This is a genomic window from Pantoea sp. GW821-FHT03E06 (assembly GCF_059420725.1).
On the sequence record NZ_JBWKUG010000002.1, the window covers coordinates 265,525 to 291,197 of the forward strand.

The 25,673-nt window shown below is 54.5% G+C and carries 17 protein-coding genes and 1 pseudogene; 4 read left to right on the forward strand and 14 right to left on the reverse strand.

What is annotated here, in order from left to right; translation table 11 throughout:
• The first annotated feature begins 55 nt into the window (after positions 1–55).
• Entirely contained in the window at positions 56–6,004 is a 5,949-nt protein-coding gene (locus AC07WB_RS20780) for an autotransporter outer membrane beta-barrel domain-containing protein (protein WP_494941216.1), read from the forward strand.
• A 63-nt stretch (positions 6,005–6,067) separates the two neighbouring features.
• Here the strand turns inward: AC07WB_RS20780 and AC07WB_RS20785 are convergent, their stop codons facing one another.
• The 5 genes and pseudogenes from AC07WB_RS20785 to AC07WB_RS20805 form a co-directional block, all read right to left on the reverse strand.
• Complete coding sequence (locus tag AC07WB_RS20785; protein WP_494941217.1) at positions 6,068–6,907, reverse strand: metal ABC transporter permease; 840 nt, start codon at positions 6,905–6,907, stop codon at positions 6,068–6,070.
• A complete protein-coding gene (sitC, locus tag AC07WB_RS20790) occupies positions 6,897–7,760 on the reverse strand; it encodes an iron/manganese ABC transporter permease subunit SitC (RefSeq protein WP_494941218.1) in 864 nt (287 codons plus the stop codon). Before sitC ends, AC07WB_RS20785 begins: the two co-directional genes overlap by 11 nt.
• Positions 7,744–8,550: a manganese/iron ABC transporter ATP-binding protein gene (locus AC07WB_RS20795; protein WP_494941447.1), complete on the reverse strand. Its 807-nt coding sequence runs from the start codon at positions 8,548–8,550 to the stop codon at positions 7,744–7,746. Before AC07WB_RS20795 ends, sitC begins: the two co-directional genes overlap by 17 nt.
• Positions 8,551–8,561: 11 nt before the next feature.
• Positions 8,562–9,473: pseudogene (locus tag AC07WB_RS20800) on the reverse strand (metal ABC transporter substrate-binding protein).
• 298 nt (positions 9,474–9,771) lie between these two features.
• Positions 9,772–11,058 (reverse strand): methyl-accepting chemotaxis protein, encoded by a 1,287-nt coding sequence (locus AC07WB_RS20805; protein ID WP_097097819.1) that lies wholly within the window; start codon positions 11,056–11,058, stop codon positions 9,772–9,774.
• A 416-nt stretch (positions 11,059–11,474) separates the two neighbouring features.
• Here AC07WB_RS20805 and AC07WB_RS20810 point away from each other — a divergent pair, with 416 nt between their 5' ends.
• Together AC07WB_RS20810 and AC07WB_RS20815 are read left to right on the forward strand one after the other, a co-directional pair.
• Positions 11,475–13,454 (forward strand): autotransporter outer membrane beta-barrel domain-containing protein, encoded by a 1,980-nt coding sequence (locus tag AC07WB_RS20810; RefSeq protein WP_494941219.1) that lies wholly within the window; start codon positions 11,475–11,477, stop codon positions 13,452–13,454.
• A 342-nt stretch (positions 13,455–13,796) separates the two neighbouring features.
• Positions 13,797–15,650 (forward strand): putative phage tail protein, encoded by a 1,854-nt coding sequence (locus AC07WB_RS20815; RefSeq protein ID WP_494941220.1) that lies wholly within the window; start codon positions 13,797–13,799, stop codon positions 15,648–15,650.
• 42 nt (positions 15,651–15,692) lie between these two features.
• On the opposite strand, the gene AC07WB_RS20820 is transcribed toward AC07WB_RS20815, so the two are convergent.
• The 9 genes from AC07WB_RS20820 to AC07WB_RS20860 form a co-directional block, all read right to left on the reverse strand.
• Positions 15,693–16,964 (reverse strand): TonB-dependent receptor, encoded by a 1,272-nt coding sequence (locus AC07WB_RS20820; protein WP_494941221.1) that lies wholly within the window; start codon positions 16,962–16,964, stop codon positions 15,693–15,695.
• Between the two features lie 31 nt (positions 16,965–16,995).
• On the reverse strand, positions 16,996–18,384 hold the full coding sequence (locus AC07WB_RS20825; RefSeq protein ID WP_097097822.1) for an FAD-binding oxidoreductase: 1,389 nt from the start codon (positions 18,382–18,384) through the stop codon (positions 16,996–16,998).
• A gap of 89 nt (positions 18,385–18,473) precedes the next feature.
• Positions 18,474–19,274: an ABC transporter permease gene (locus tag AC07WB_RS20830; protein WP_097097823.1), complete on the reverse strand. Its 801-nt coding sequence runs from the start codon at positions 19,272–19,274 to the stop codon at positions 18,474–18,476.
• The gene (locus AC07WB_RS20835) at positions 19,271–20,104 is read right to left on the reverse strand and encodes an ABC transporter ATP-binding protein (protein WP_097097824.1); all 834 of its coding nucleotides are present in this window, start codon (positions 20,102–20,104) and stop codon (positions 19,271–19,273) included. The genes AC07WB_RS20830 and AC07WB_RS20835 overlap by 4 nt, the downstream gene beginning before the upstream one ends.
• On the reverse strand, positions 20,101–21,072 hold the full coding sequence (locus AC07WB_RS20840) for an ABC transporter substrate-binding protein (protein WP_400457836.1): 972 nt from the start codon (positions 21,070–21,072) through the stop codon (positions 20,101–20,103). Before AC07WB_RS20840 ends, AC07WB_RS20835 begins: the two co-directional genes overlap by 4 nt.
• 9 nt (positions 21,073–21,081) lie before the next feature.
• Positions 21,082–21,960 (reverse strand): creatininase family protein, encoded by an 879-nt coding sequence (locus AC07WB_RS20845; protein WP_345830004.1) that lies wholly within the window; start codon positions 21,958–21,960, stop codon positions 21,082–21,084.
• 14 nt (positions 21,961–21,974) lie between these two features.
• The gene (locus AC07WB_RS20850) at positions 21,975–22,430 is read right to left on the reverse strand and encodes a RidA family protein (RefSeq protein WP_097097827.1); all 456 of its coding nucleotides are present in this window, start codon (positions 22,428–22,430) and stop codon (positions 21,975–21,977) included.
• Entirely contained in the window at positions 22,420–23,619 is a 1,200-nt protein-coding gene (locus AC07WB_RS20855) for an amidohydrolase family protein (protein ID WP_494941222.1), read from the reverse strand. The genes AC07WB_RS20850 and AC07WB_RS20855 overlap by 11 nt, the downstream gene beginning before the upstream one ends.
• The gene (locus tag AC07WB_RS20860) at positions 23,616–24,569 is read right to left on the reverse strand and encodes a PDR/VanB family oxidoreductase (protein ID WP_494941223.1); all 954 of its coding nucleotides are present in this window, start codon (positions 24,567–24,569) and stop codon (positions 23,616–23,618) included. The genes AC07WB_RS20855 and AC07WB_RS20860 overlap by 4 nt, the downstream gene beginning before the upstream one ends.
• A 145-nt stretch (positions 24,570–24,714) precedes the next feature.
• Here AC07WB_RS20860 and AC07WB_RS20865 point away from each other — a divergent pair, with 145 nt between their 5' ends.
• A complete protein-coding gene (locus AC07WB_RS20865; RefSeq protein WP_097097830.1) occupies positions 24,715–25,635 on the forward strand; it encodes a LysR family transcriptional regulator in 921 nt (306 codons plus the stop codon).
• The last annotated feature ends 38 nt before the right edge of the window (positions 25,636–25,673 follow it).

Consider the following 25,673-nt stretch of genomic DNA (forward strand, 5'->3'; position numbering starts at 1 on the left):
GCGTAACGGCGTAAGGTTATGCGCGTTTTGTCTTTTCTCAATTGAGGAAAACAATGTGTTTAAATTAAATCCGGTGTTACTCAGCCTTGTGGCAGCACAAGGCATGATATTTCCTGCTTTGCCCACCATGGCGGCGGTATTAAAGCCTTATACGCCCGAAATTAATGACAATAAGGTAGGCGCGTACTGCTTATGTAATGGCAGCACGCAAACGCTAAGCGGATTGCCGCAATTCACGCCGGGAGAAAACGGAACGGGAAGCGTAACGATAGGTGAATTGCGCACCATCGGCCGAATTATTAATGACAATGTGATTGGCGAAGCGCGATTGCAAATCGGGCCGCAGAATTATGCCATCGGCATCCCTAACTATGAGGAAAATACCTATAAAACCTATCAGGTGTTTAATAATGCTGACATTGTGGATTTGCCGTCAGTAGGCCTGGATACCGTAGTGCCAGATTATTTTGATGTAAACGACAAACAATATATCAATGCGCGCGTCGCTTCTGTTAGCAATGGCACGTTAAATATTGATATTGGCCAGCATAACGCAGCGGCCAATTCCACAACCAATCGCTGGTCGATGGCTGCTAAACAAAGCCAGTTATTTACCGCCAGTAATAAGGGGCATTTGAACTGGAATGGCAATAACCGCATTACCTTCACCGCGGGCACCACGCCTTACGGCGGCGATCGGCTGGCTTATGATGTGGGTAACGTGGTGGAATATGCCGGTGTGTTTACCGTCAATACCCTTGATGGCGGCAGCAGCACTTTCAACGTCACCAACCTCAGTGAATTACGCAATTATAATGACTGGTTGATCGATCAACTCTCTAACGCCAATCTCAGCACCGACAGTTACAACAGCGAATTTAATAAAGCCTATACGCTGCGCGATGGCCGCGTGGTGTACCGCATGAGTACTAACAACTTTGATGATGAAGTGGCATTACCGATATTTGATCAGGTGGTACTCAGCGCTGACGGACCGAAAGCGTCTGTTAAAATCAATCGCGGTAAAACCCTTGAAGTGGTGAACAGCAATAGCGCAGTGATGCGCGCCAGCAATGGTGCGAAAGCCATTATCAATGGCAAGCTTGCCAGCACCGGTTCCGGTTTAGAGTTGCTTAATAACAGTCGTGGCTTCAATAACGGGGTAATTAATAGCGGCTTTCTTAATAACGCCAACGGTAAAGGCGTTGATAGGTCAACCCTCGGCGGCGGCGGGATGGCGATTTTTGCCACCAATGGCAGCCGATTTAGCAATTATGGCGTCATCAATTTTCAACCCGGCGGCGGTAACACGCAGGGAATATGGCTCGGTGATGCCAGCGCTATCAACCATGGCAATATCAATATTGGGGTAACCGATACCGTAGGCAGCGGTTCGGCCATTGGTGTGATTGCCAGCGGTACCGGTGGTTTTACTAACGCTAAAGACGGCACAATCTACATTGGACGCACCCCGCAAAACAGTAAATACGATAAAATCCAAGACGTTGCCGTCAATCTCAGCGGCGGCGTCACTGCGGTTGAAGGTTTTCTGGATTCCACCACCATCAACAATGGCCGCATCGTCATTGGCTCGAAAGTGCAGAATGCGGTGGGCATGAAAGTTGAATATGGGCCCAATGCCCTGGCGCGCAACAACGGCATCATTGAGGTAAACGGTAAGGCGCAGTATCAGCCGGCAGAGAATATCGGCATGTTGGTATTGGATTCCGGCAGCGGCGGCAAGGTGGGAAATGCGGGAAGCATCAATCTTAATGGTGATAACAGCACCGCCCTCAAAATTATTGCGCGTGATGGTAACAGCGCTAGAGCGTACTCCAGCGGCACCATTAACGTCCGCGGTGATGCCGATCGTTTCAGCGGTACCAACAATACCGCTGTTTGGGTGATTGGCGAGCCGGGCAGCAGCGCAACGGCAAATCTCACCGGGAAAATCAATTTGCGCGGTACCGCAGGCATTGGCATCCGCGCTGAAGGCAATGCGACGGTAAACGTCAGCGCCAACGCCGTGCCATCATCGGTGGGAAATGGAGACTTTCTCGGTCAACGGCAAATCAGTTTTTACACCATCGGGCCGAACGCCAAAATTAATTTGCCTGCAAATGGGCATTACGCCACATCAAGCAACGGCGGCACGCTTTTCCGCGTTGAGCAGGGCGCTGATTTTGATGGTCGAGGCATGACGCTTGCAATGAATGCTCCCTTTGCGCTTGGGGTCTATGCGGCTGGCGACGGCAGCGAGATCGCTACTCACGGTGCCACCTTCAATCTGAACAGTCGCTACGCATCCGGGCTGTGGATTACCGACGGAGCACACGCCACCGTTGATGCGGCAACCCAAGTCCACCTCAGCGGCGAGGATGCTGGTTGGGCTGCAGCGGATGGTTATCGCTATTTGCTGCAAGGCTCATTGGTCAATCCAGACACGCAATTTAATAACAATACCTTGTTGATTAACCACGCAGCGGTTAGCGGTAGCGACAACTTCCAGCGCGGGTTGATTGCGCGTAATCATGCCCAGGTGATCAATACCGGCAACATTAACTTGAGTGGTTTGGCGCCGCAGGCAATCTATGCGACCAACGGCGGAAAGGTGACCAATAGTGGCGAGATTAGCGTCGCCAACAACGGTGTGGCGCTGTATGCCGATGGTTATGAGTTTGTTGGCGATAAGGTGACGACGTCTGACATCAACAACACCGGTACGCTGAATATTTACTCAGGTGCCTACGGTTTTATTGCCTATGACCGACTCTCACGCATCAATCAAAACAGCACCATGAATCTGTTTGGTGATTATACCGTCGGTGGGATTGTCACTGCCGGGGGACAGGCAAATCTTGGCCCACAGAGCCGCGTGGTGTTCCACGCACCGAATCAGGTGGGCTATCAGGTTCAGGATTATGGATCAGGGCTGATCGCGAATGGCAGCAACATCAATGTCAGTACTGAGGGTTCCACCCTGTATGAGGTGACCTTTGAAGGTGCGCTCTATTCCCTGGTTGCGGGTACGGTAACGCTGAGCGGCAAAAATAGCACCGGGATCGATGTGTCCCAGCCGGGATCCTATGTCTCCGGTACCGATAATTACCTGGTCACGGGTAAAGGCGCGACGGTAATGCGCGCCAGCAGCAGCGCTTCCGGCGTGCTGAGCAACACCATTACGTTGAATGGCCGCAACAATATCGCCGGACAAGCGAGCACCAACAATACGGAAATTTACGCGGCGGGTTACATCACCGGCAATGGTCGTAATGCCACTGCATTTGATGTCAGCGACGGGGCGCGCATATTCAATCAGTATCAAGGTGTGGTCGATCTTAAGGGGCCCAACAGTACCGGCGCACGCGTGCATGACGGCGGTAACTTCATCAACCGGGGCAGCATCCACATTGCTTCGGGTACGGGTGTGGATGTCAGCAGCGGCTACGGCCAATACGTGCCGGTTGATAGCGCATTACGCGTCGATGACGGTATTGCGGCGCTGCGCGTTGGCGACGGCGGCTGGCTGAAAGTCTATGGCGATGGCCAGGGAGCGAGCGCCCTGCAGGCGATGGGTAAAGCGGATGGCTTATTACTCGACACCGGCGCCCAAGGCTTTGAAGCCAACGACATCATCCTGGGATCTTACGGCAGCGGCAGCGTGATCAATAACCGCGCTGAAACCGCTAACATCTCGCTGGATAACGTGATGCTGGATGTGAGCGGCGGCAACGGCGTGCGTTCAGCCACCTCGTTCGATCCGAACGGCCGGGCCTTAATCAACGTCAGCGGCGGCGGTACCGGTTATCGCTTTGAAAATGCCGATGGTTCAACCACGCGCAACGATCTGGTGATCGGGAAGGATTATGCCATTCTCGTTTCCGGCGCAGGCACCGGCATTCGCGCCAATACCAGCGGCAAAGTCATCTCGCAGGGTTCAATCGGTATCCGTGATTTCAACGGCGGCTCGGCGATTGTCACCAGTACCGCAAGTCAGGTCATTAACCAGGGTTCCATTACTTCTCTGAGCCGCGTGTCTCCGCTGATCGATCTGCGCGGCGGCCAAACGGTGTTTATTAACGAAGGCATTATCAACGCACCGTTCCCGGACCAGGTGGTTGTGGCCGGCGGTGCGGGTAATGATGTTATCGCCTTACTTAAAGGCGGTGTGGTGGGGGATGTGAACAGCGGTAGCGGCAGCGATGAACTGATCGTCAGCGGCGGCACGCTCAACGGTAGCTTGACAATGGGCAGCGGCGCGGCGAATCAGGCGACGGTACAAAACGTGAGTTTGGCGGATACTCGCCACATCACCACCGATCATGGCGCTGGCAGCACGCTCACTCTCAGCGAACTGACGGCGCGCGGTGGTTCCTTTGCCAGCGATGACCTGAGTAAAGGGACTAACCTCGGTGCAGGCTGGAGCACGCTTAACTTCTTCGGCAGCCAGTGGACATTAACAGACAACATCAAGTTGGCGCACAGCACCATCAATATCGATGCCGGCAGTACGCTGTTCGCCGGGGATAACGTCAACCCACGGTTACAAGGTGCGAGCAACGATTCGCTGGTGGTGAATAACGCCGGTACGCTGGATCTCACCAACGGCGGCAACACGGCGGCGAACATCTTAACCATCGACGGCGAGTTGGCCTCTGCGGGCGGCAGCCTAAAACTCAATTCCACGGCGATGCAAAGCGATTTGTTGCGGGTTAACGGCAACGCAACCGGCACTACCCTGATCGACGATACGCTGGTGGGCGGCCCCCTAATGGATCGCGATCGCGATGGCGCAATTGCCGCCAGTGAAGGCGTCTCGCTGGCGCAGGTTTCTGGCAATGCCAATGCCGAAAGCTTTGTGCTAAAGGGCGGTTATGTCGCATCCGGGCCGTGGCAATATGGTTTAGCCAGCTTTACGCCGGATATCTCAGCAAGCGGTTTGTGGGATTATCGTCTCGCCAACAACTTTGTTTGCGAAGATGGCGCATTGTGTCAGCCGCGCACCGGCAGTAATCAGCGCGCCGTGCGTTTGGCCGTAACGCCACAGGTGCCATCCTATATCTCGGCACCCGTTGGTCTGGCTTATTACTCGCTGGCGGTCACCGACGATCTGCATAAACGTTTGGGTGAATTACGTCAGCAGCAAGGCGATGCCGATGCGCTGGGCGGCGAGATGTTTATCCGCTATCTCGGCTCCAATCTGAAATACCAAAGCAATCGCGGCTTGGCCGATTACGGCTATGACTTTGATCTCGATTACAGCGCGGTACAGTTGGGCGGTAATCTGCTGCGTGCGGAAGGTGCTGAAGACAGTCTGCGCGGCGGCGTGGCCTACACGCGCGGTAACACGCGCATTCGGCCACACGCGGCAGACGGTTACAGTTCCACCAGCTTCGATAGCGACAGCATTTCGCTCTATGGAACCTGGCTGCGTGATAGCGGGTTCTATCTTGATGGCTCGCTGAGCTGGGGCTGGTATCGCGGTGAAACTGACATCGCACGGCAAAAAGAGGTGGCCTCACCGAAAGGCAATGGCTGGACGGCCTCGGTGGAATCGGGTTATCCGTTTGCTTTCGCCAACGGCATCCGGCTAGAACCGCAGGCGCAAATTACCTGGCTGCAGATGAAGATGGATAGTTTCACCGACCGCGACCGCACGCGTGTGTCCTATGACGATTATGATCAAACTATCGGTCGGCTCGGCGCGCGGCTTGATCGCACCTGGCAAGATGCTCGTCAGAACGCCTATACGCCCTATATCCGCGCCAATTACTACAAAGGCTGGGGCGGCACTGCAAAAACGAACATTGGATCTGCCGATGCGGATGGCAGCCAAACGTTTGAAAGCGGGAAGTTTGGCCAGATGTGGGATGTTGGCCTGGGCGGCAGCGCAACGCTGAAAAAAGACGTAGCGCTGTATGCCGAAGCGGATTATCGCAAAGAGATCGACGGCAACGGCGCGAAAGGTTGGCGTTATAATGCCGGCGTCAGATGGTCGTTTTAAGCCGGATTGTAAGGTAAACGGATGGCTCCAACGGGCCGTCCGGGTTTATTTCCCGGACGGCGGTTAAACGTGTCGCTGCTGGGTGCGGTGGTCTCTTAGCGTGGCAAAAAGAAATGCCAGTACGAACAGCAGCGCGTAAATCACCACAATGGTTGGACCCGGTGCGCTATCGAGGAAGAATGAGGCATAAACGCCGCTGAAACCGGTCACCATCGCAATGCCTACTGCCAGCAGCATCACCTGCACGAAACGACGCGCCAGCAGCAAAGCAATGGCGCCGGGCGCAATTAACATGGAAATCGATAAAATCACGCCCACGGATTTCAGCGCGGCGACGATGGTTAACGAGATCAAACACAGCAGGCCATAATGCAGCACTTTGCCATTGATACCGCAGGCGCGCGCCTGATTGGCATCGAAAGCATGCAGCAGCAAATCACGCCACTTAATGCCAATCAACACGCTGACAATGATAGCGATAACGGCGGTCTGGATGATATCAGCGAGACTGATGCCTAACATATCGCCGAACAAAATATGGTCGAGATGGACTTCAGGCTGAAGTTTCAGGTACAGCACCAAACCTGCGCCAAACATACCGGAGAAAACAATGCCCATTACCGTATCAGGTTTTATGCGGCTATTTTCGGTGATATAGCCGGTAGCAACGGCACACAGCATGCCGGCGATGAACGCACCGATGGCGTAAGGCAGGCCAATCAGCCAGGCGATCACTACGCCGGGGAATACCGCGTGACTCATGGCATCGCCCAACAGCGACCAACCTTTTAGCACCAAAAAAGCAGACAGCATCGCGTACGGCAATGACAGCAGCAGCGTGGTGATCAGCGCCATATTCATGAATGCAAACTGGAAGGGGCTCAGCAAAAGTTCACTCATCATTGCCATTCTCCCTCGTCAAACGGGCACGACGGCGCGCGGCGAGCATCCCATGTTTAGGCGCAAACACGAAAGCCACCAAAAACACCAGCGTCTGGGCCACCACAATGACGCCGCCTGTGGCACCGTCGAGAAAATAACTGCTCCACGCGCCGAGAAAGCTGGTGACGCTGCCAATGGTTACGGCGATCAGCAACAGACGCGGAAAGCGATCCGTCAACAGGTAGGCGGTTGCGCCCGGCGTAACCACCAGGCAAATCACCATGAATGCGCCAACCGTTTGCAGCGCGGCAACCGTCGAGGCGGAGAGCAGGGTGAAGAATAAGATTTTCAGCCGCAGCGTATTCAGACCCAGCGAGCGGGCATGGCTTTCATCAAAGAAGGTGACCATCAAATCTTTCCACTTCAACAGCAAAATGGTGAGCGTAATAACGCCAATCGCACCGAGCTGCCAGATATCGGCGGGCGCAACGGCAAGAATATTTCCCAGCACGATGGTCTGAATGTTGACCGCAGTGGGATTGAGGGACACCAGAAACAGACCGATACCGAAAAACGAAGAAAAAATCAGGCCGATGATGGCATCTTCTTTCAGCCGCGTGCGCTGATTGAGAAACAGCATGCTGCCTGCCGCTAAACCCCCGGAGAGAAAGGCGCCTAACGCAAAGGGCAATCCCAGCATATAGGCACCGGCCACGCCGGGCACAATCGAGTGCGACAGCGCATCACCAATCAATGACCAGCCTTTCAGCATCAGGAAGCAGGACAGAAAGGCGCAAATCGCGCCGACCAGCGCCGCAATCCACATTGCATTCAGCATGTATTGATAACCAAACGGCTCAATAATCCACGACATGGCTTGCTCCCCGGTCGTGATCCCTGGCCAAAACTCGCTGTAGCAATACCGTATTACGCTGAAGCAGTACGCCATCGAACGCCTTTGCCAGGTTTTCGGCGGTGAAGGTCTCCTCCAGTAAGCCGCTGGCGATAACCGTATTTTTGACGAATACGCAGCGGTCGCAGAACTCAGGAATGGCATTGAGATCGTGGGTGGAAACCAGCATGGTGCGCCCTTCATTGCGCAGCTCCCTGAGCAGGGCGATGATGGCCGCTTCCGTTTTTACATCTACGCCGGTGAAGGGTTCATCCAGCAGGATGAGTTGACCACTTTGCGCCAGCGCGCGTGCCAGAAATACGCGTTTTTTCTGCCCGCCCGAGAGTTCGCCAATCTGACGGTGGCGATAGGCGCTCATCCCCACGCGCTCCAGCGCCTGCTCTACGCTCTGTTTATCGGCCGGGCGCGGAATCCGCAGCATGCCCATGTAGCCGTAGCGACCCATCATCACCACATCTTCCACCAGCACCGGAAAGCTCCAGTCAACGTCCTCCGATTGCGGTACATAAGAGACGATATTGTGTTTCAACGCCTTGTTAGCTGGTAAACCTGCCAGCGTAACCGCGCCGGAAGAGAGCGGCACAAAACCCATGATGGCTTTAAACAACGTGGATTTACCGGAACCATTCACACCAATCAGTGCGGTGATGCTGCCTGCCGGCACGCTAAAGCTTGCCTTGCGCAGCGCGGTGTGGCCATTGCGATAGGTGACACCGACATTTTCTACGCTTAAGCCCGCCGCGGCATTCATCTCGACCTTGCTCATTTCTGGCTTCCTTCTGTGATGCCTTTCACCACGGTTTCGGTGGTGACGCGCAGGAGATCAAGATACGTTGGAACCGGGCCCGCGCTATTGCTCAGCGAATCCACATACAACACGCCGCCATAATGGATTTTGGCTTCACGCGCCACCTGCTGCGCCGGTTTAGCCGAAATGGTGCTTTCACTGAAAATCACCGGAATGTTATGGGTGCGTACCGCATCGATCACTTTGCGCACCTGCTGCGGCGTACCTTGCTGATCGGCGTTGATTGGCCATAAATAGCGTTCTTTCAGGCCGAAGTCTCGCGCAAGATAGGAGAACGCGCCTTCGCTGGTGACCAGCCAACGTTTATCCACCGGCAGCTTTTCGATAGCGGCGCGCATAGGTGCGATGGTTTGTTGAATCTGTGCTTTGTAACGCTCGGCATTGGCCTGATAAATCGCAGCATTGTGCGGATCGTATTTTTGCAAAGCATTACGAATGTTATCGACATAAATCAGCGCGTTATCCGGCGACATCCAGGCATGCGGATTGGGTTTGCCGTTATAGGGACCTTCGGTGATGCCCATGGGTTCGATACCCGCCGTTACGGTGACTTGCGGCACATCGTTTAAGCGTTGATAAAAGCGGCTAAACCACATTTCAAGATTAAAGCCGTTCACCAGAATCAGATTCGCCCCCTGCGCGCGACGAATGTCACCGGGCGTGGGCTAATATTCATGAATTTCGGCACCGGTTTTGGTAATTGAGGTCACCTCCGCCGCATCGCCCGCTACATTCTTCGCCATATCTGCAATCACCGTAAACGTGGTGACAACTTTCAGTTTTTCTGCTGCCGCGGCGCGACAAGGCAACAGCGCACTAAGCGTGAGCAGCGTGATAACAAGGGGCAAAAAGCGTTGGGTGAACATCGTCGTCTCCACAGTAATATAGCAAATGCTATAAAATATAGCAGGTGCTATTTATATGAAGCAATTTTATTCACAATGCCAGTACAAAGACAAAAATTTACCGAAAGGTGAAGTGGGTGGTTGCGGGGATGAATGCTGAATATCGAGTGAAATCGGTACGCATCGATGCGTCAATGCCGACTATATTGCGGTTATATGCAGGTGCGCATGAATGCGCACCCTACAAAAATCCGGCTATATCCACGCAGGGTCGCCATTCATGGCGACCAAGACGCAAAGCTGCGTACCTGGCGCAGCATCACACATCCAACCGATGAATCACATTCACAAACTCATGTACGCCGCTGTTTATTTCTCTCAGGCTACGTGACAGGACGCTGATTTTATCCTGCTCTGTAACCACAAACTGCTTCACTTCATGCAACTGCTGTTGCATTTGCGCAATCAGACTGGCGTTGTGTTCCACCACTTGGGTGATCTGTTTGGTGGCGCTGGAGGTCGATGCTGCCAGGCGACGCACTTCGCCCGCCACCACGCTGAATCCTCGTCCCGCTTCACCGGCTCGCGCGGATTCAATCGCCGCATTCAAGGCCAGAATATTGGTTTGTGAGGCGATTAGGTTGATGGTCTCAACCACTTCGCTGATGCTTTTAGCCGACGCGTTAAGCTCAGCACCAATCGCGGTGGCCGCGTTGACCTGAACCGCCACCAGGCCGGAGTTGCGGATAGTTTCATCCAGCACCTCATTGGCATTGTCGGTAATTTGCGAGGTCTCTTCAGAGGTGGTGAGCGCAATGTCCGCCACACGCTTGGCGGCCTCAACGCGCGCGGTGATGTCAGAAGCGATTTTAATCACCTTGTACACCTTGCCATCGGCGTCATAGACCGGGTTATAGCTGGCTTCAAGCCAGATGCGATCGCCGCTGGCTGTTTTGCGCTCGAAGCGGCCGACAAAGTGTTGGCCTTTAGCGATTTTGCGCCAGAAGTCGGGGTTTTCGCGATAGAAATCATCGAAGCAGAACAGGCGATGATGTTGGCCTACAATTGCCGCCAGTTCATAGCCCATATGCGTCAGGAAGTTGCTATTGGCACTCAGGATCTGACCTTCCGGGGAGAATTCAATCACCGCCATGGAGAGGTCGAGCGCCGTGATCACGGCTTCTTTATGCTCCAGCTCCTGGTGACGTTCGGTAATGTCAGACGCCACCTTGATGACTTTGTACACATGGCCCTTCTCATCGCTAACCGGAAAATAGGTGGCGCTGAGATAGAAACGCTGACGCTGCTTGTTAAAACGCTCGAAAATTCCCGTTACCGATTCTCCGGCCGCCAGCGTTTGCCAGAACGAGAGATAGCGGGATGATTGGCTGTAATGTGCGCTACAGAAGATGCGGTGATGCTTACCCTGAATTTCATCCAGCTGGTAGCCGGTGGTTTCAAGGAAGAGTGGGTTGGCGGTAAGGATTTCGCCATTGGGCGAAAACTCAATCCATGCAACATGCTGTTTGATCGCATTGATATCTTTAAGCACATCGCCGCTCTTTGAAAACGGCAATGTAAGACTCGACTTTTTCACACCAAACATGGGAAGCCTCAGGCGATTGCTGTTGAACGAAATGCGTGCAGCTTCAGTTGGGTCACGACTACGATGCGTAACTTCGACTGCTCCGCAAGATTCCCCTTCGCCGGACACTTCAAAAGGTGTCTCTCTGCGCATCAGCGCCGCATGGGGTCATTAAGTAACCTACCTGATGTTTTAAACGAACCGATTGGCGGTTCACCTTTGGTTATCGGCGCGAAGAACTAAAGGTTTAATTTGAATGCATGTCATAACAGCGCCAGAAATGCCGCCCGCATTTTTGCGGTATCGAACTGGTAATAAATCCGCTTCCTGACTAGATGTTTAACGTCCTTGTTATCACTTTGCGCATCCTGGATGCGACTTTGCTAGCCCACGTTGCTGCGGCATGACGCGTGGGCGTTACCTTTTTGGAGTTGATGATGAAAAACCACAAATGGGCACTTTCCGCCGTCGCCATCGCGACGCTCAGCAGCTTGCTGACGCCTGCTTCCGCATTGGCATGGGATAGTTTGACGGTATTTGGCGATAGCTTAAGCGATGGCGGCAACGTGGGCCGCTTTACCTATGATGGCGCGCAACATCCGCTGTACGATGAGATTCTCGCGGCCCATCTCGGGCAAAATCTGCAGGCTTCTTCACGCGGTGGCAGCAATTATGCCCAGGGTAATGGCGTAACGATTCCCGCCATCAACCCTGATTTGAACACGCAAGATCAGCTGGCGAGCTATCTGCAATCCACCGGCGGGCACGCTGACGGTAACGGCCTCTATATTCATTGGGTTGGCGCTAATGATATTGCTGCGGCCGTCACTAATCCGCTGACCGCGCGTGAAACCATCAGCACCAGCGCCACGGCGGCGGTGGCACAGGTAAAAACGCTGCTTGATGCCGGTGCGGGCGCGGTGATTGTCCCCAACGTGCCGCAGCTGGGATCAACGCCCTATATGGTGGAAGCGGTGCTGAGTGTCCTGGGGTCAGCCGCGACGCCCGCACTGGCGGCGGCATTTCAGTCGCTGGATGACGTGGCAACACCCAATACGGCGGCGCGTCAGCAGGCGGTGCAGGATGCTTTTACCCAGGCGGCAGGGCAGATTTCAACCATCCCGGTGGTGCGTGATGCGCTGGCTAAACAGCTTTATGCGGCCTGGCAGGCGCTGAGTGAGCAGGTTACCGCACTGTCAGATGGCTACAATCAGCAAGAAGAAGCGGGGTTAGCGCAGCTGAATGGCAACATTGTGCGTGTTGATATCGCCAGTTTGTTCAATGAAGTGATTGCTAATCCCACGCAATATGGCTTATCCAATACCATCGGCATGGCGTGTCCGTTAGGCACATCGGCGGCAGAATGTTCCTCGGCCGCACCAGGATTCTCCAGCGCACAGGCGTATCTATTTGCCGATCATCTGCATCCCAGCCCGGCCGTGCATGCGATGATCGCGGATTACATCCAATCAGTTCTTGATGCACCCGCGCAAGTGGCAGCGCTGTCGCAGTCCCCCCTGATGATGGCGCGTGACATGCACAATACGCTGGATGGGCATTTGCAGCAGCAGCGCCAGCAACCGGCCAGCGCCGGGCAATTCACGGTATTCGGCGGTTATGCCGGGCAGCACAGAGATTATCAGGGTGACAGCTGGAACAACGGCGATGCTAACACCACCAATCTGACGCTGGGTATCGGCTATCAGCTTACCGATAACTGGCAAACCGGCGTGCTGTTCTCCAACGCAAACCAGCGTCAGGAACCCTCATCAAACTTTGATTACAAGCTGCGCGGTAATCTAGTGGCCATTTACAGCCAGCTTACGCTGTTCGATCAGGGCTGGATCAACGCTGATTTGCACTATGCCGATCTCGATTTCGACAGCATAGAGCGTGACATTCATATCGGCCCGGCTACGCGCACCGAACAGGGCAACAGCAGCGGTAAATTACTGGGTATGCGAGTACAAACCGGCTGGTCGTTACCTTTGGGCGAACACCTAAATACCGGGCCCGTAGCGAGTTACGCGCTGGATTATGGCCGGGTTGGCGGCTACAGCGAAAACGGTGACAGCAGTACCTCAATGCGTTACTCCGATCAAACCACTCATTCTCAGATTGGCGCAGTGGGATGGCGAATTGATAGCAAACAGTGGCTGATTAATCCCTGGGCGCAGGTCAGTTATAACCACCAATTTGGCGATACTGATTCCACGGTACGGGCCGGATTGAAGTCAACCAGCACATCCTTCGCGCGCAGCATTGAGGCGGGCGATAAAAATTGGCTGGATATGTCCGTTGGTGCCAACGTGCCGCTTGGGCAAACTGTCAATGCGTTTGCGGGGGTTTCTACGGTGGGCGGTAACAGTGACTACCATCAGGTGACGTGGAATGTCGGCGTAAACGCCACGTTTTAATCATGTGGCCAGCAGCGAGGAGCGCTGGCCACCCTGCATCGGTTCAACAGGCTTTTTAATTGATTGCTGAAATAAACAGTCATGTCATTAAGGTATGACGCTTTAAATGTGATGTTCGCCCGCGTTTATCGTACCGATGATAACAACATGGCGCCTGCGATTAATCTGTAAAGCAGCGAGTGAGCCGCTGCGCTTTTTATCAAAAATCATAGCGTTGCTCTCAAGAGATTAATGGGCATATTTTAAAAGACTTTAATTAGCATGGAACTCAGTAACATATTAAATTTCAATTACTTATACTCCATGGTGCAGTCACTTCTCTTATTATTTCAGGGGTAGACCATGGCGAATACGTCCAGCAATACCAATATCAATCCACAAAATGCCCTCACCGGTGCCGCAAGCGTTATACAGCTACGCGACATTGCAGAATTAAAAGCCACCGAACCTTCAGCGCCTGGCGAAATTGCGTCAGTGCTTGAATATACCCGCGGCACCAAAAATGGCGGCGGTGTATTTATTTACGATGCTACCGACACCAAAAGTATTGACGATGGAGGTTTGATTTTCGTCACGCCAGGCAATAAGCGCTGGAAACGGGTACTTTTTGATTATAACGCGGTAACCGTGCTGGATTTTGGCGCCGTAGCCGATGGCAAAACCGACTGTATTGATGCGGTAAAGCGGATGTTCGCCTGGTCACAGCGCGTGCTGCCTTCGGCGGGTATTCGCTTTACGGCTGGCGTATTTAGCATGTCGACGTTTGATATCTCAGACACTGAAATTAATCGCTTCAAGGTCACTGGCGCGTCGGTTAATTTTGGCTATTTCCCGACGACGACACTGTTGTTTAACTGGAATACTCAACCGCGCGGACTGCATTTCTTTAAAGTTAAGGCGCGTTACGTTGAAATCTCTGGATTCGTCGTCAAAGGGATGAGTTCGAACAGCGGTGAAGATGGCGGGTCCGCATTCAATAAAGTGGGGTTCTTTGCCAATATCATTACTGGCGGCCAATTTCTGCGCGTGAGCAGCATGGAGTTTCGCTATCTTGGTGGACGCGCCCTGGATTTAATCGACACGTTAGATTGTAAAATCGATCAGTTCTATTCACGCGGCTGTCAGGACAGCATTGTCTACGCACGCTGGTCCGATCAAGAGCGGGGCGCATGGGATCACTCAACGGCCATTGAGCTATCAAATTTCAATTTGCAGGGCAGCACAATTAAACCCACGCTGGATCTGCCGCGCTGTACGCAATCCTTTATTCGTAACGGCTGGATTGAGCACGCAGAATACGCGGGGGATCTCACCAATGGGCAATGGGTGATAGAAGGTCTGGCGATTGAATCTACGCAGTATCCACTGAAGCTGGGCTATTGTCGCGCCACAATCATTCAAAAAAGTATTCATAATCAAAGTGCTGGTTTTGATTACAGCACCGAGGGAATTGAACCCTGGACGTTAATTTCAGAGGGCGATCGCGGCGTGCTGGAAATTTCCGACTGGGGCGCGGTGATTCAGGGATCGCTTAATTACGATGTGATTACCTCACAGCACCACATGGATAACCGTAAAGATGCCGATCAATGGTTCTATGTCGGTGAATTCAACTTCTCCGGTTCATCAACGCAGATCCACGTGCGCATTGTCGGTACGGCGCAATATCTTTCGCAAAGTGAAACGCAAACCGATTTTAGTAACCGAACCCCAGAAGGCTCCGCCAATATTTATTTGCAGGCGCGTGATAATGCCGATTCCATTGGCAGTTGGCACAGCGAAGGATCCAGTCCGGTGGTGAAAGTGCATATTTCCGGGCCGGGAACGCGGACTAAGCTGTACGTTAAAATTGCGGCTTATACCGGTTTCTCAATTGCGCTGGTGGAGACTAACGGTAAAGATCGTTATCAGGCTGGCTTGTGCTTTATCTTTCGCAAAAGTTATACCGCCTGCAGTGCGGAAGAGAGTAAAACCCTGGATGCCGAGAAGGTGGTGGCATTTGAGCAGCACTGGATTGGAAATAAAAATGTGGGTTTTGGTTACAACGATAATAAAGAACTTCTGCTGCATGGCCCAACCTTCGAAAAAGCCGTACAAGATGCGGACGGCAAATGGCGCACGCGTCGTTTTCTCAAGGTCCGAGTGAATGGTACTGAACGCAGTATAGAGTTGCTGAGCGCCACCGATCCTTATTAACAAATAAAGCCAGCAACATCACGTTGCTGGCGTGATTATTCGTTAGAAATCGTACTGCAAACTTAAACGGTTCTGCCAGAATTTCGCATCATACAGCGGCGAGGTTTGTACACCGGCAAAATCGGTAAGACTCAATCCTTTGAGCACGCCGCTGAAGGCCCAGGTAAAATAAACCAGATATTCAGACTGATTAATACTGTCTGTAGAGGCTGACGGTTTGAGATCCATAAACGAATACTGCGTACCAAGCGACAGGTTTTCATTCAGTACATAATTGAGATTGGTGGAATAGGCATTTCCGCTCCCCAAATCCTGAGTACTGGTGAAGAACGGTTGTGCGAAGTATGGACCCGAAGCGCTATTGTGCGCATACGGCACCACCAGCGATCCGTTGCCCCAACTGTTAGCGCTGGCAGCAATGTGATCGTAACCCAACTTCCAGCTCAGCGCAGGCGTGAAAGCGAGCGCCAGCTGAGCACCGTAGGACGTGCTGTTCACTTCACCTGCTAACGCTTTGCCGTCGCTGGTGCCGCGCATGAATTGTAGTCCGACATCCGGCTGGAATAACGTCTGCTGCCACTGGATGTGGCTTTCGCCATACACCAGGCGTGAATAGTCGGCGTACTCTTCATACCATAACTGACCGGTTAGTTTTTTATCGTCCCACTGCGATCCTCGTCCACCGCCAATGGCCCACATACCATTGGTGCGTTCATCAATATCCGTATAAGCGGTGGTGTTCAGGAACTGATCGTCACCCCACGGCTTATAGCGCCAGACTTTGGTGGCATGTAGATAATTGGTGCTGTCACCGTAATTGGCATCGACACCACGAAACAAAATAGGGATAATACGCCAGTCGTAGTCGCCCACGAACGGAATATTGATACGCTGATCGCCCGCGGTAATTTTAAAGTCATCCTGTTGCCAGCTTAAATAGGCTTCGCCGACATTGGTTTGGTTAGTGCCAATATCACTAATGGTATGTGCTTCATCGGGATGATCGATACCGCGTAAAAATATTGCACTGACGCCCGCGCGAAAACCATATACCGGGGCGGTTTCATATTTCAGGCTACCACCGTAGCTGGTGGTGTCTTGATTAAAGCCTTTAGAAAAATACGCATTGTGCGTGGAGTAATAAAGCGTACGCAGACTGCCACTAACCGTACCGCAGGTGAAAATATCGGTGAAACTCTTTACGCCGCTGGCGTCGTACTGACAATCACTGATATTGCTCTGCGAGGCCGCCATCGCTGCCGGAGCCAGAGGGAAAAACAGCGCAGCCAGTCCGACACTTTTCAGTGTTTTCATTTGCACATCCCTAATTGAGAAAAATAGAGGATTAATTCACACCCGGAATAGAGACATCCGGTAAAGTTTCACGGACTTCCCAGCCGCGTAATTTTCCGGGATTTAATAAATTATGCGGATCGCATGCCCGTTTCATTGCCACTACATCAGCGCGCACCGTGCCTTGCTTGCCATCTTCAATATGAATAACGTGCGGATTGTTTATTTTCACGCCGTTAGCGCGGTAAATATCCATGATGGCGTTAAGACGATCTTCGTCGCTATAGCGCACCAGCGGCAAACCGCTACAGGTGATACTGCCGTTCATGTCGCGCAGGAATTCAATATGCGACATCACTTCATCGGAGAGTTGCGCTTCCAGCGCTACAGCTTGCTGCTGATAGTTCTCCGCCTCATAGGCGGTTTGCAGGTAAGTGAGCGTTTTATCAATTTTCAGCGCCTGCAGCGTGGTGTGGTTCCAGCAATATTCGATCAGCGAATGGCCGCTGTTTTCCCCTTCAGCGAAATGGAGTGCATTGCGGCCAGCGTGTTGGGCTACCTGCGAAGATAGCAGTGCATCGCTTTCGCTGCCGACCACTGAAATCACGCCATGCTTACCCGCTACATCAGCAGCGGCCAGATCGGTGAAGTAATCCAGCACCGGAGCGGCAAATACGGCAATCTGGCGTTTTACTAATCCCGGCGAGCGTGCCAGCGCATCGGCAAATGCCATCGCTGTTGGGAAATCGGCAAAGGTATCGAGGCGTTCTATCCAGTCATGGCAGGGCGCCAGCGCCAACTCGATCTCTAGCACAATGCCGTTACTGCCGTAGGCGTGATGCAGCAGCAGCGCGTCTGGCGCCTGTAACGTAATAATGCGCGGCGTCTCTTCCATGGTCATCATCCGCACTGACAACACGTTGCCTGGCGCGGCCAGCGGACCGTAATTGATCGAGCCCACGCCGCCAAAGCCACCGCCGAACAGGCCGCCAAGCGTGGCCAGTTTCCACGTGGAAGGCATGCAGCGCAGTTCCCAGCCGAGCGGACGCGTGTGTGCCTCAAGCTCGCCAAGACGGATCCCCGCTTGCGCGCGCACCGTGCCGTGCCCCATGGCGGTAACGGCGTTGAGGCGTGTCATATCGACCATGACGCCACCGTTCAGCGGGATGAGTTGACCATAATTGCCGGTGCCGCCGCCGCGCAGATTGAGCGGAACACGCCCTTTGGCGCAGGCTGCGACGATATGCGTGAGTTCGCGTTCATCACGTGGGCGCACCGCCAGTTCAGCAAATTTCTCTTCCAGTTGGGGTTTCAGCACCGGGCTGAACCAGTGGAAATCACGCGACAGGCGCTTGACCTTCGGCGCTTCTTTGATCCAGTCAAGTTCAGGCAACGCCGCGACCAGCGCCGCCAGTGCAGACTGGCGATCGGAATCAGACATGTTTTATTCCTGTGTAAAAAGGTTTTCCGTAGGGTCGCCATTTATGGCGACCTGGTAAGAAGGTCGCCATAAATGGCGACCCTACGATGTTAACTGGGGCTCATTTCACTCTCATGCCAAGCCGCCAGCACGCGGCGCGTCAGCCACGACATCAGGGCGAACAGCAGGAAGCCGGCCAGTGAAATCAGCAACAGCGCGGCAAACATCAGCGGGATATTCAGCTGATAACCGGCCTGGAGAATCTGGTATGCCAGGCCGGTATCGGTGCCGCCGGTGCCGGCAACGAACTCGGCTACCACCGCACCAATCAGCGACAAGCCGCTGGAGATGCGCAGCGCCCCGAAGAAGTACGGCAGCGCCGAAGGAATGCGTAAACGCAGTAGAATCTGCATCCGCGAGGCGTGATTGAGACGGAAATAGCTCAGCAATCCTGGCGATACGCTACGTAAACCTTGGGTGGTGTTGGAAATGATCGGGAACACCGCCATCAGCGTGGCGCACACCACCAGCGACAGCGTGGTGTCCTTCACCCAAATGATGATCAGCGGGGCGATGGCGACAATTGGCGTCACCTGTAAAAACACGATGTAAGGGAACAGCGCGGTTTCAATAAAGCGGTTCTGCACCAGCAAAAACGCCACAATCGAGCCGATCACAATCGCCAGGGCAAAAGAGATCACGGTGATTTTCAGGGTGTAAAGTAGCGACATAAACAGCGTGGAAAAGTTTTGCACCAGGCTTTGCGCCACCACCAGCGGTGACGGCACCAGAAATGCCGGCACCTTAAAGGTGGTGACCAGAAACTGCCACAGCAGCAGCATGGCGATGGCGACGATGGCCGGGAACAGCCACTGCTGAAATTGACGATGGGCCGCTAACGGTTTCATCATTGACTCTCCTGGCTGGCTGCCAACAGACCGCGCTGCAGCAGTTGGGCATAGTGAGTGAAGGTCTGGCTGACGCGGAATTCATCATCACGCGGCGAGGTGGCGTCAATGCGGATATCATCCACCACGCGCCCGGGACGCGCCGCCATCATGATCACCCGCTGCGACAGGAAAACGGCTTCCTGAATCGAGTGCGTGACAAATACCACCGTCAGCTTCTGCTCCTGCCACAAATCGAGCAGATCGCTATCCAGCTTGTTGCGCGTGATCTCGTCCAGCGCGCCAAATGGCTCATCCATCAACAACACTTTAGGCCGCGTTACCAGCCCCCGCGCAATGGATACGCGCATCTGCATACCGCCCGAAAGCTCGCGCGGCAGCACGTGACCAAACTGGCCGAGACCGACCAGTTCGAGAATCTCGCGTACGCGGGTATCTGCTTCAGCACGCGGTACGCCGGCCAAATCGAGCGGCAGACGCACATTTTTGTGCACGTTGCTCCACGGCATCAGCGTGGCTTCCTGAAACACGAACGACAGTGGTAGATCGCGCTGGTTCTCACGTCGATCGCGGCGAAACAGCATCAGCTTGCCATCCGTCGGTTCAATCAACCCGGCGATCATCTTCAATAGGGTGCTTTTGCCGCAGCCAGACGGACCCAGCAGCGAAACAAATTCGCCCTGACGAATGGTGAGATCAACCGGCAGCAGCGCGCGCGTGCCGTTGGGATAGATTTTCTCTGCCGACAGCACCTCAATCGCCGGTGCCGCCGCCGAACGCGGCACCGCCTGCGCATCCTGGTTGAGCAGCGTTAGATGACTGGCGCTATTCATGGCAGTACCTTAACGTCTTGGATGAATTTCAGCGTGTAGCTGCCGTCAAACGGCACTTTGGCGGGATCGATCAGCTTGGTATCGACCAGCAGTTGCCAGGTTTGTTTGAGACGCGCTTCGGTCATGATGCCGATGCCGCCGGTTTGCGCATCGCCGCCGGTCAGCATCTGGTATTTCTTCATCTGCGCGATGCCGAACGCAATCTGCTCATCGCTCATCTGTGGGTTCTCTTTTTTGATCAGCACGTTGCCGGCACTGGGATCGTGCAGATAGTTTTTCCAGCCCTGCATTGATGCTTTGACAAATGCCGCGACCGCGGCCGGACGTTTCTCAATGGTTGATTTCATGCACACGATGCTGTTGCCGTACGGCGGATAACCCCAATCGCTGATGGGATACACATTGGCCTGCGCGTTAGCTTTCTGCACCGCATAAGGTTCCGAGGTGATATAGCCTTGCTGCACCAGCGTTTTATCGGCAAGGAATGGCTGAATGCTGAAGGTGTAAGGCCGTACGCGAGCATTTTTCAGCTTCAGCGCGCTCTGCGCCCAGGGCCAGTACGAGGTGTAGGCTTCGGCGGCCAGCAGGAAGGTTTTACCCTGCAAATCGGCTTGGTTTTTCACATCCGGATGGGTAAGAAAGGCAATCGCCGAGTGTTGGAAGGTGGTCGCCACCGGCATCGCTTCCACGCCTTGCTGCCAGATTTCCAGCGCCTGCATGTTATCGCTGATGATGCAGTCCGCCTGGCCTGCGGCCATCAACTGCATGGTGTGCACCTGCGGGCCGCCCATTTTGATGGTGACGTCGAGACCCGCATCACGATACAGATTCTGCGCCTGCGCCTGATAGAAGCCGCCGTGTTCGGCCTGCGCGTACCAGTTGGTCATAAAGGTGAATTTTTCAGCCGCCATGCCCGGGGCCGAGAGGGCCAGCGCAAGTGCGGCAACAATGCTCAATGTTTTTTTCATCAATAGTCCCTAGCGCGGTTGTAAAAAGGCGGCTGCGTCGTTGTGATCTAATACTTTGCCTTGCCACTGGCCGGTGCCCCACGCCGGTTCGGCGCGTGTCACCCACGTCATCTGATGCACTTCGGTAATGACCTGCGCCCAGCTTTCCGCCAGCGACTCGAGGATCGCCGCACCCTGCTCAGGCGTGGAGGGCAAGGGATCGCCAATCACGCCGCTCGGGCCGAAATCATAGGAAGCCCAGGCCGCCATTGGTTTGTTGGTTGAAAGCGTCGGACAGGGGAATGCCGGCGGATAGTTGGCTACCGCTTTATCCATCTGCACGGTATCCGGTGCCAGCGCCAGCATCAGCGCGGTTTCAGCGTGACCGGCGTGCATCGCCATTTGCCGCTCTTTGTCGTCCATAAAGCTTTCAGCGCAGTTCGGCACTTTGAAAGTGTCTTGCATGATGATGATCATGTCGCCGTGGCGCAGGCGCAGCTCGCGTGCCGCCATCTGTAGCGGCTGCGGCTGGCCACCGTGACCATTGACCATCAGAAATTTGCGGAAACCGGCGCGATAAAGCGATTCGCCAATCTCCAGAATGGTGTGCAGCAGGGTTTCGCCGGTCAGCGTCAGCGTACCGGGAAAATGCAGATGCTCATCTGATTTGCCGTAGGTAATCGGCGGGATGGCGTAAGCCGGAATGTCAGCGGGTAAACGCGCCAATGCATGACCGACCACCCCCGATGAGATCACGCTATCCACCGCGCACGGCAGATGCGGACCATGCTGCTCAATCGCGCCGGTCGGCAACACGATAACGGTATTGGCTTTATCGTCCAGCGTGGCGATGTCAGTCCAGCTCAGATACGGCAAAAAGCGGTTTGCCGGAATATAACCATGCAACATTTGAACTCCTCGTGTTATTGCGGCAACCACGCCGTGGCTTCAACTTCGATTAAAACGTCCGCACTCGGCAGCATTTCACTCACCTGCACCACGGTAGAAACCGGCGGCGCATCGGGGAAAAATTGCTTCCGTACCCGGCTGTAGTGGGGGAAGTGATCGAGATTGCGGAAATATTGCACCAGCTTGAAGACATCGCTCATCTGACCGCCCGCGCTTTCGATGGTGGCGCGAATGCTTTCCAGCACGTACCAGCTCTGCGCCAGAATCGGCCCCTCTTTGATGTCGGTAGAGAATTCACCCGTACGACCCAGCAGGCGCTGCGCTGCTTGTGGAATGTCGTCGTAACCGCGCACGATAGTGGCAGTTTGCGGATTCACCGGAATAATGCCGGAGAGGAAAATAAAGTCGCCCGCGCGTCGCCACGCAGCATATTTCGCCAGCGGTTTTCCCGCTCCTTCATCAAGCGCCATTTGTTGTTTCTCCATAACGCACACCGTTTTTTAGCCGATAGCGCTGGCGTTGACGTAACGGCCAGCTCGCCACATCGGCATCAGGAAATATCACCAAGTCGTTGCCCTGTAGCGCGCGGCGCTGGCAAATCAGCGCCGAGGCTTCATCAAACGCCGCGCCCAGTTGCAGGCTGAGCAAGCCGCTAAACAGCGTATCGAGCGGGTCATAACTACCGAAAGGGCAGAACGCATCTTGTACGTTGTCGGCACCGAGCAGCAGCGGAATGCCTAACGCCTGTGCCTCTTTCACCAACGTCAAACCGCGCTGACGTGGCGTGCGGCCTGGCACCGCGTCCTGTAACAGCAGGTTGGTGAGCGGCAGCGCAATCAGCCTGACCTTGTGTTGTGCCAGCACCGCAAGGATCTGCTCTGCGTCATCCTGCTGTGACAGCGCACAGCTGTGGCTACAGGTGATCTGCCCGCTAAACGGATGCTGCTGCAAATAGTGCGCCAGCCAGCGTAATCCCTGCGCTTGCGGGTTAAGTTCTTCATCAATATGCAGATCGACATCCAGCTGCCACCGCTCTGCAGCATCCAGCAGATGCTGAAACGCCTGCGCATCCCAGTTGCTGCTGTGAATAAAGCCGCCCAACAGCGCGCCTGGACCGCTGGTCGCCACCTGTGCGGCAATGTGCTGCGCATCGCTGGCATCGGTGAAGAAGGGCAACGGAGCCAATGCTACGCGTTCGATGCTGCACAGCGGATGGTGCAGATCGCCCATCACTTGCCACGCTAATGGTGCATCAACCGAGAACCAGTCAATGTGCGTGCGCAGCAAACCGACGCCGGCTTCTGCCGCCCAGTGCAGCGCCTGCGTGGCGCGCTGCTGCAAATCTTCGGCGTTCCAGTGCACGCGATCCTGATGCATCGCCGCAATCGCCGCCAGCAGCCCTGGTTGTTGCGCCGGGCTCCGTTCGATGGTGAAGGTTTTATCCAGATGCGCATGCGGCTCGACAAAGGCCGGTAACACCAGCGCACCGTGGAGCGCCAGATAACCCGCAGGTTGTGATGCGTTGGTCGGTTCAAATTGCAGGCCTGAGGCGTGGAAATGCAAGGTCGCCAGCTGCGGTTGGTTGCTTACTAACGGCCAGTTTTCTGGCAATAACCAGCGCGGCAAACGTGCGCCTGTTGCACCTAAAAAGCGGCTCATAAATCCAGCACCAGCAGAGGAGAATGGGCGCGTGAACAGCACAGCACGATGCAATTATTGGCAGCACGTTCGTGCTGGCTCAGCACATCATCGCGGTGATCGGGTTCGCCTGCTAATACGCCGGTGATGCAGGCGCCGCACATGCCTTGTTCGCAGGAGAGTTCGATCGCAATGCCCGCGTCCTCGAGCACCTCGGCGATGCTTTGATCGGCGCTAACGGCGAAGCGCGCACCGGAAGAGGCAATTTCGATTTCAAAAGCGCTATCAGCAACAAGCCGCGGTGCGTCGCTGGGCCTGAAGCGCTCGCTGTGTAGCTGGTCGAGTTTCCAGCCCTGTTGCTGCGCCAGCTGCTGTAGATGATCCATAAAACCTGCGGGACCGCAGTAGATCAATGCGCTGTTATGCGGCTGTTTGAGATCGTCCGGGATGCGCTGACGCAGGCTGTCGCTTTCGCTGCTGTAGTGAATGACCGCGTGCGGCCCCAACGTTGCCAGACGTTCACAAAAGGCCAGTTCATCGGCGCGTTTCAGATAGAGATGCAACGTGAAATCCGCCTGGCGTGCGGCTAATGCTTCGGCCATAACCAGCAGCGGCGTTAAACCGATACCGGCCGCAAACAGCAGCGTGCGCGGCGCCTGCGGCAGCGGGAAATGGTTGCGCGGAGAAGAGATCTGCAAGCCATCGCCCGCTGCCAGCTGCTGATGCAGCCAGTGCGATCCACCGGTTGAGCGCGCATCTAATCGCACGCAGATTTGGTAATGATTGGCTGCCGTGGAGCAGAGCGAATACTGGCGTTTACCGCAGCCGGGAATCTCCACATCAATATGCGCGCCGGGCGCGAAAGGCGGCAGCGGCTGGCCGTCTTCACTCGCCAATGTGAGTAATACATTGCCTGCACCGTTGGACTGCTTTGCGATGACGGTGACAGCTAGGGAATCTGTCTGCTTCATAGTTTGTCTGCCTGAACAGGGATGTCATCAGCCGCAAAGCCGCGCAAACCCTTGTTTTTATCATGGCAGCGATTATTATTTTGCCATGTGTAAGCGTCCATCTGTTTAATTCGCATGATGCGTTGCAAAAAAGAGAGCACCCGCTATGTTCGCCTTCTCCCGATTTCTGCTCTATTTCACGGAAGTAGCCCGCCAGGGTTCACTGCGCAAGGCTTCTGAGGTATTGCACGTCTCCGCTTCGTCAATTGATCGACAGATACTCCGCGTGGAAGAACAGCTGGATATGCCGCTGTTTGAACGTCATCCATCAGGATTACGTATGACCGCAGCGGGCGAAATTTTGCTGAATGCCGCGAAAAACTGGCAGCGTGAGTTTGGCCGCGTCTGCACTCAGCTGGACGATCTGCGCGGACTACGTCATGGGCATGTGCATATCGCCACGATTGACGCCATCAACCGCGGCTTCTTTTCCTCGATCTTGCAACGGATCCGAGGAGAATATCCCGGCATCTCGTTTACGTTGACCACCATGAGCAATATCCATATCGCCAATGCGTTAACCTCTGGCGATGCGGATTTCGGCATCATGCTCAATCCACAAAGCTCGCGCGAACTGCTGGTGAAATCCTTTGCGGATTTACGCCTGGGGATTGTGGTGAGTAGCCAGCATCCGCTGGCGAACCGGGAGTCGATCCGCTTTAGCCACTGCGAATCCTGGCCGTTTATCGTACCTGCAGCCCCGCTGATGCTAGCCGATCCGCTGGAGGCGCTGATAAACAGTTCAGGGATTAAAATTCAGGAAGTGGCGCGCACCAACAACATTCATATGCTGCGTTCGCTGGTACGCGATGACGTGGGAATTAGCCTGATGTGCTGGCTGGATATCGTGGATGAATATCGACGCGGTGAACTGAAGTTTATTCCGCTGATTGATAGCGTGCTGAAGCCATTTACGCTGTCGCTGTGCGTGGCGCCACAGCGGCAACTTTCGATTGCCGCTTCGATGATGCTGCGCGAACTGGAGTCATTTTTTGCGTTGATGCAGAGTGAGGAGTTGCTGGCTTAACCCGCATATCGCGCGGTTTGTGGCCAGGTGCGCATCAA

Bases quoted from the DNA above. Each gene is read 5' to 3' on its own strand.
- AC07WB_RS20865 (WP_097097830.1), top strand. From the start codon at position 24,715: ATGTTCGCCTTCTCCCGATTTCTGCTCTATTTCACGGAAGTAGCCCGC.
- AC07WB_RS20815 (WP_494941220.1), top strand. From the start codon at position 13,797: ATGGCGAATACGTCCAGCAATACCAATATCAATCCACAAAATGCCCTC.
- AC07WB_RS20820 (WP_494941221.1), bottom strand. From the start codon at position 16,964: ATGAAAACACTGAAAAGTGTCGGACTGGCTGCGCTGTTTTTCCCTCTG.
- AC07WB_RS20835 (WP_097097824.1), bottom strand. From the start codon at position 20,104: ATGAATAGCGCCAGTCATCTAACGCTGCTCAACCAGGATGCGCAGGCG.
- AC07WB_RS20850 (WP_097097827.1), bottom strand. From the start codon at position 22,430: ATGGCGCTTGATGAAGGAGCGGGAAAACCGCTGGCGAAATATGCTGCG.
- AC07WB_RS20855 (WP_494941222.1), bottom strand. From the start codon at position 23,619: ATGAGCCGCTTTTTAGGTGCAACAGGCGCACGTTTGCCGCGCTGGTTA.
- AC07WB_RS20805 (WP_097097819.1), bottom strand. From the start codon at position 11,058: ATGTTTGGTGTGAAAAAGTCGAGTCTTACATTGCCGTTTTCAAAGAGC.
- AC07WB_RS20840 (WP_400457836.1), bottom strand. From the start codon at position 21,072: ATGAAAAAAACATTGAGCATTGTTGCCGCACTTGCGCTGGCCCTCTCG.
- AC07WB_RS20845 (WP_345830004.1), bottom strand. From the start codon at position 21,960: ATGTTGCATGGTTATATTCCGGCAAACCGCTTTTTGCCGTATCTGAGC.
- AC07WB_RS20830 (WP_097097823.1), bottom strand. From the start codon at position 19,274: ATGATGAAACCGTTAGCGGCCCATCGTCAATTTCAGCAGTGGCTGTTC.
- AC07WB_RS20860 (WP_494941223.1), bottom strand. From the start codon at position 24,569: ATGAAGCAGACAGATTCCCTAGCTGTCACCGTCATCGCAAAGCAGTCC.
- AC07WB_RS20810 (WP_494941219.1), top strand. From the start codon at position 11,475: ATGAAAAACCACAAATGGGCACTTTCCGCCGTCGCCATCGCGACGCTC.
- sitC (WP_494941218.1), bottom strand. From the start codon at position 7,760: ATGTCGTGGATTATTGAGCCGTTTGGTTATCAATACATGCTGAATGCA.
- AC07WB_RS20825 (WP_097097822.1), bottom strand. From the start codon at position 18,384: ATGTCTGATTCCGATCGCCAGTCTGCACTGGCGGCGCTGGTCGCGGCG.
- AC07WB_RS20785 (WP_494941217.1), bottom strand. From the start codon at position 6,907: ATGATGAGTGAACTTTTGCTGAGCCCCTTCCAGTTTGCATTCATGAAT.
- AC07WB_RS20795 (WP_494941447.1), bottom strand. From the start codon at position 8,550: ATGAATGCCGCGGCGGGCTTAAGCGTAGAAAATGTCGGTGTCACCTAT.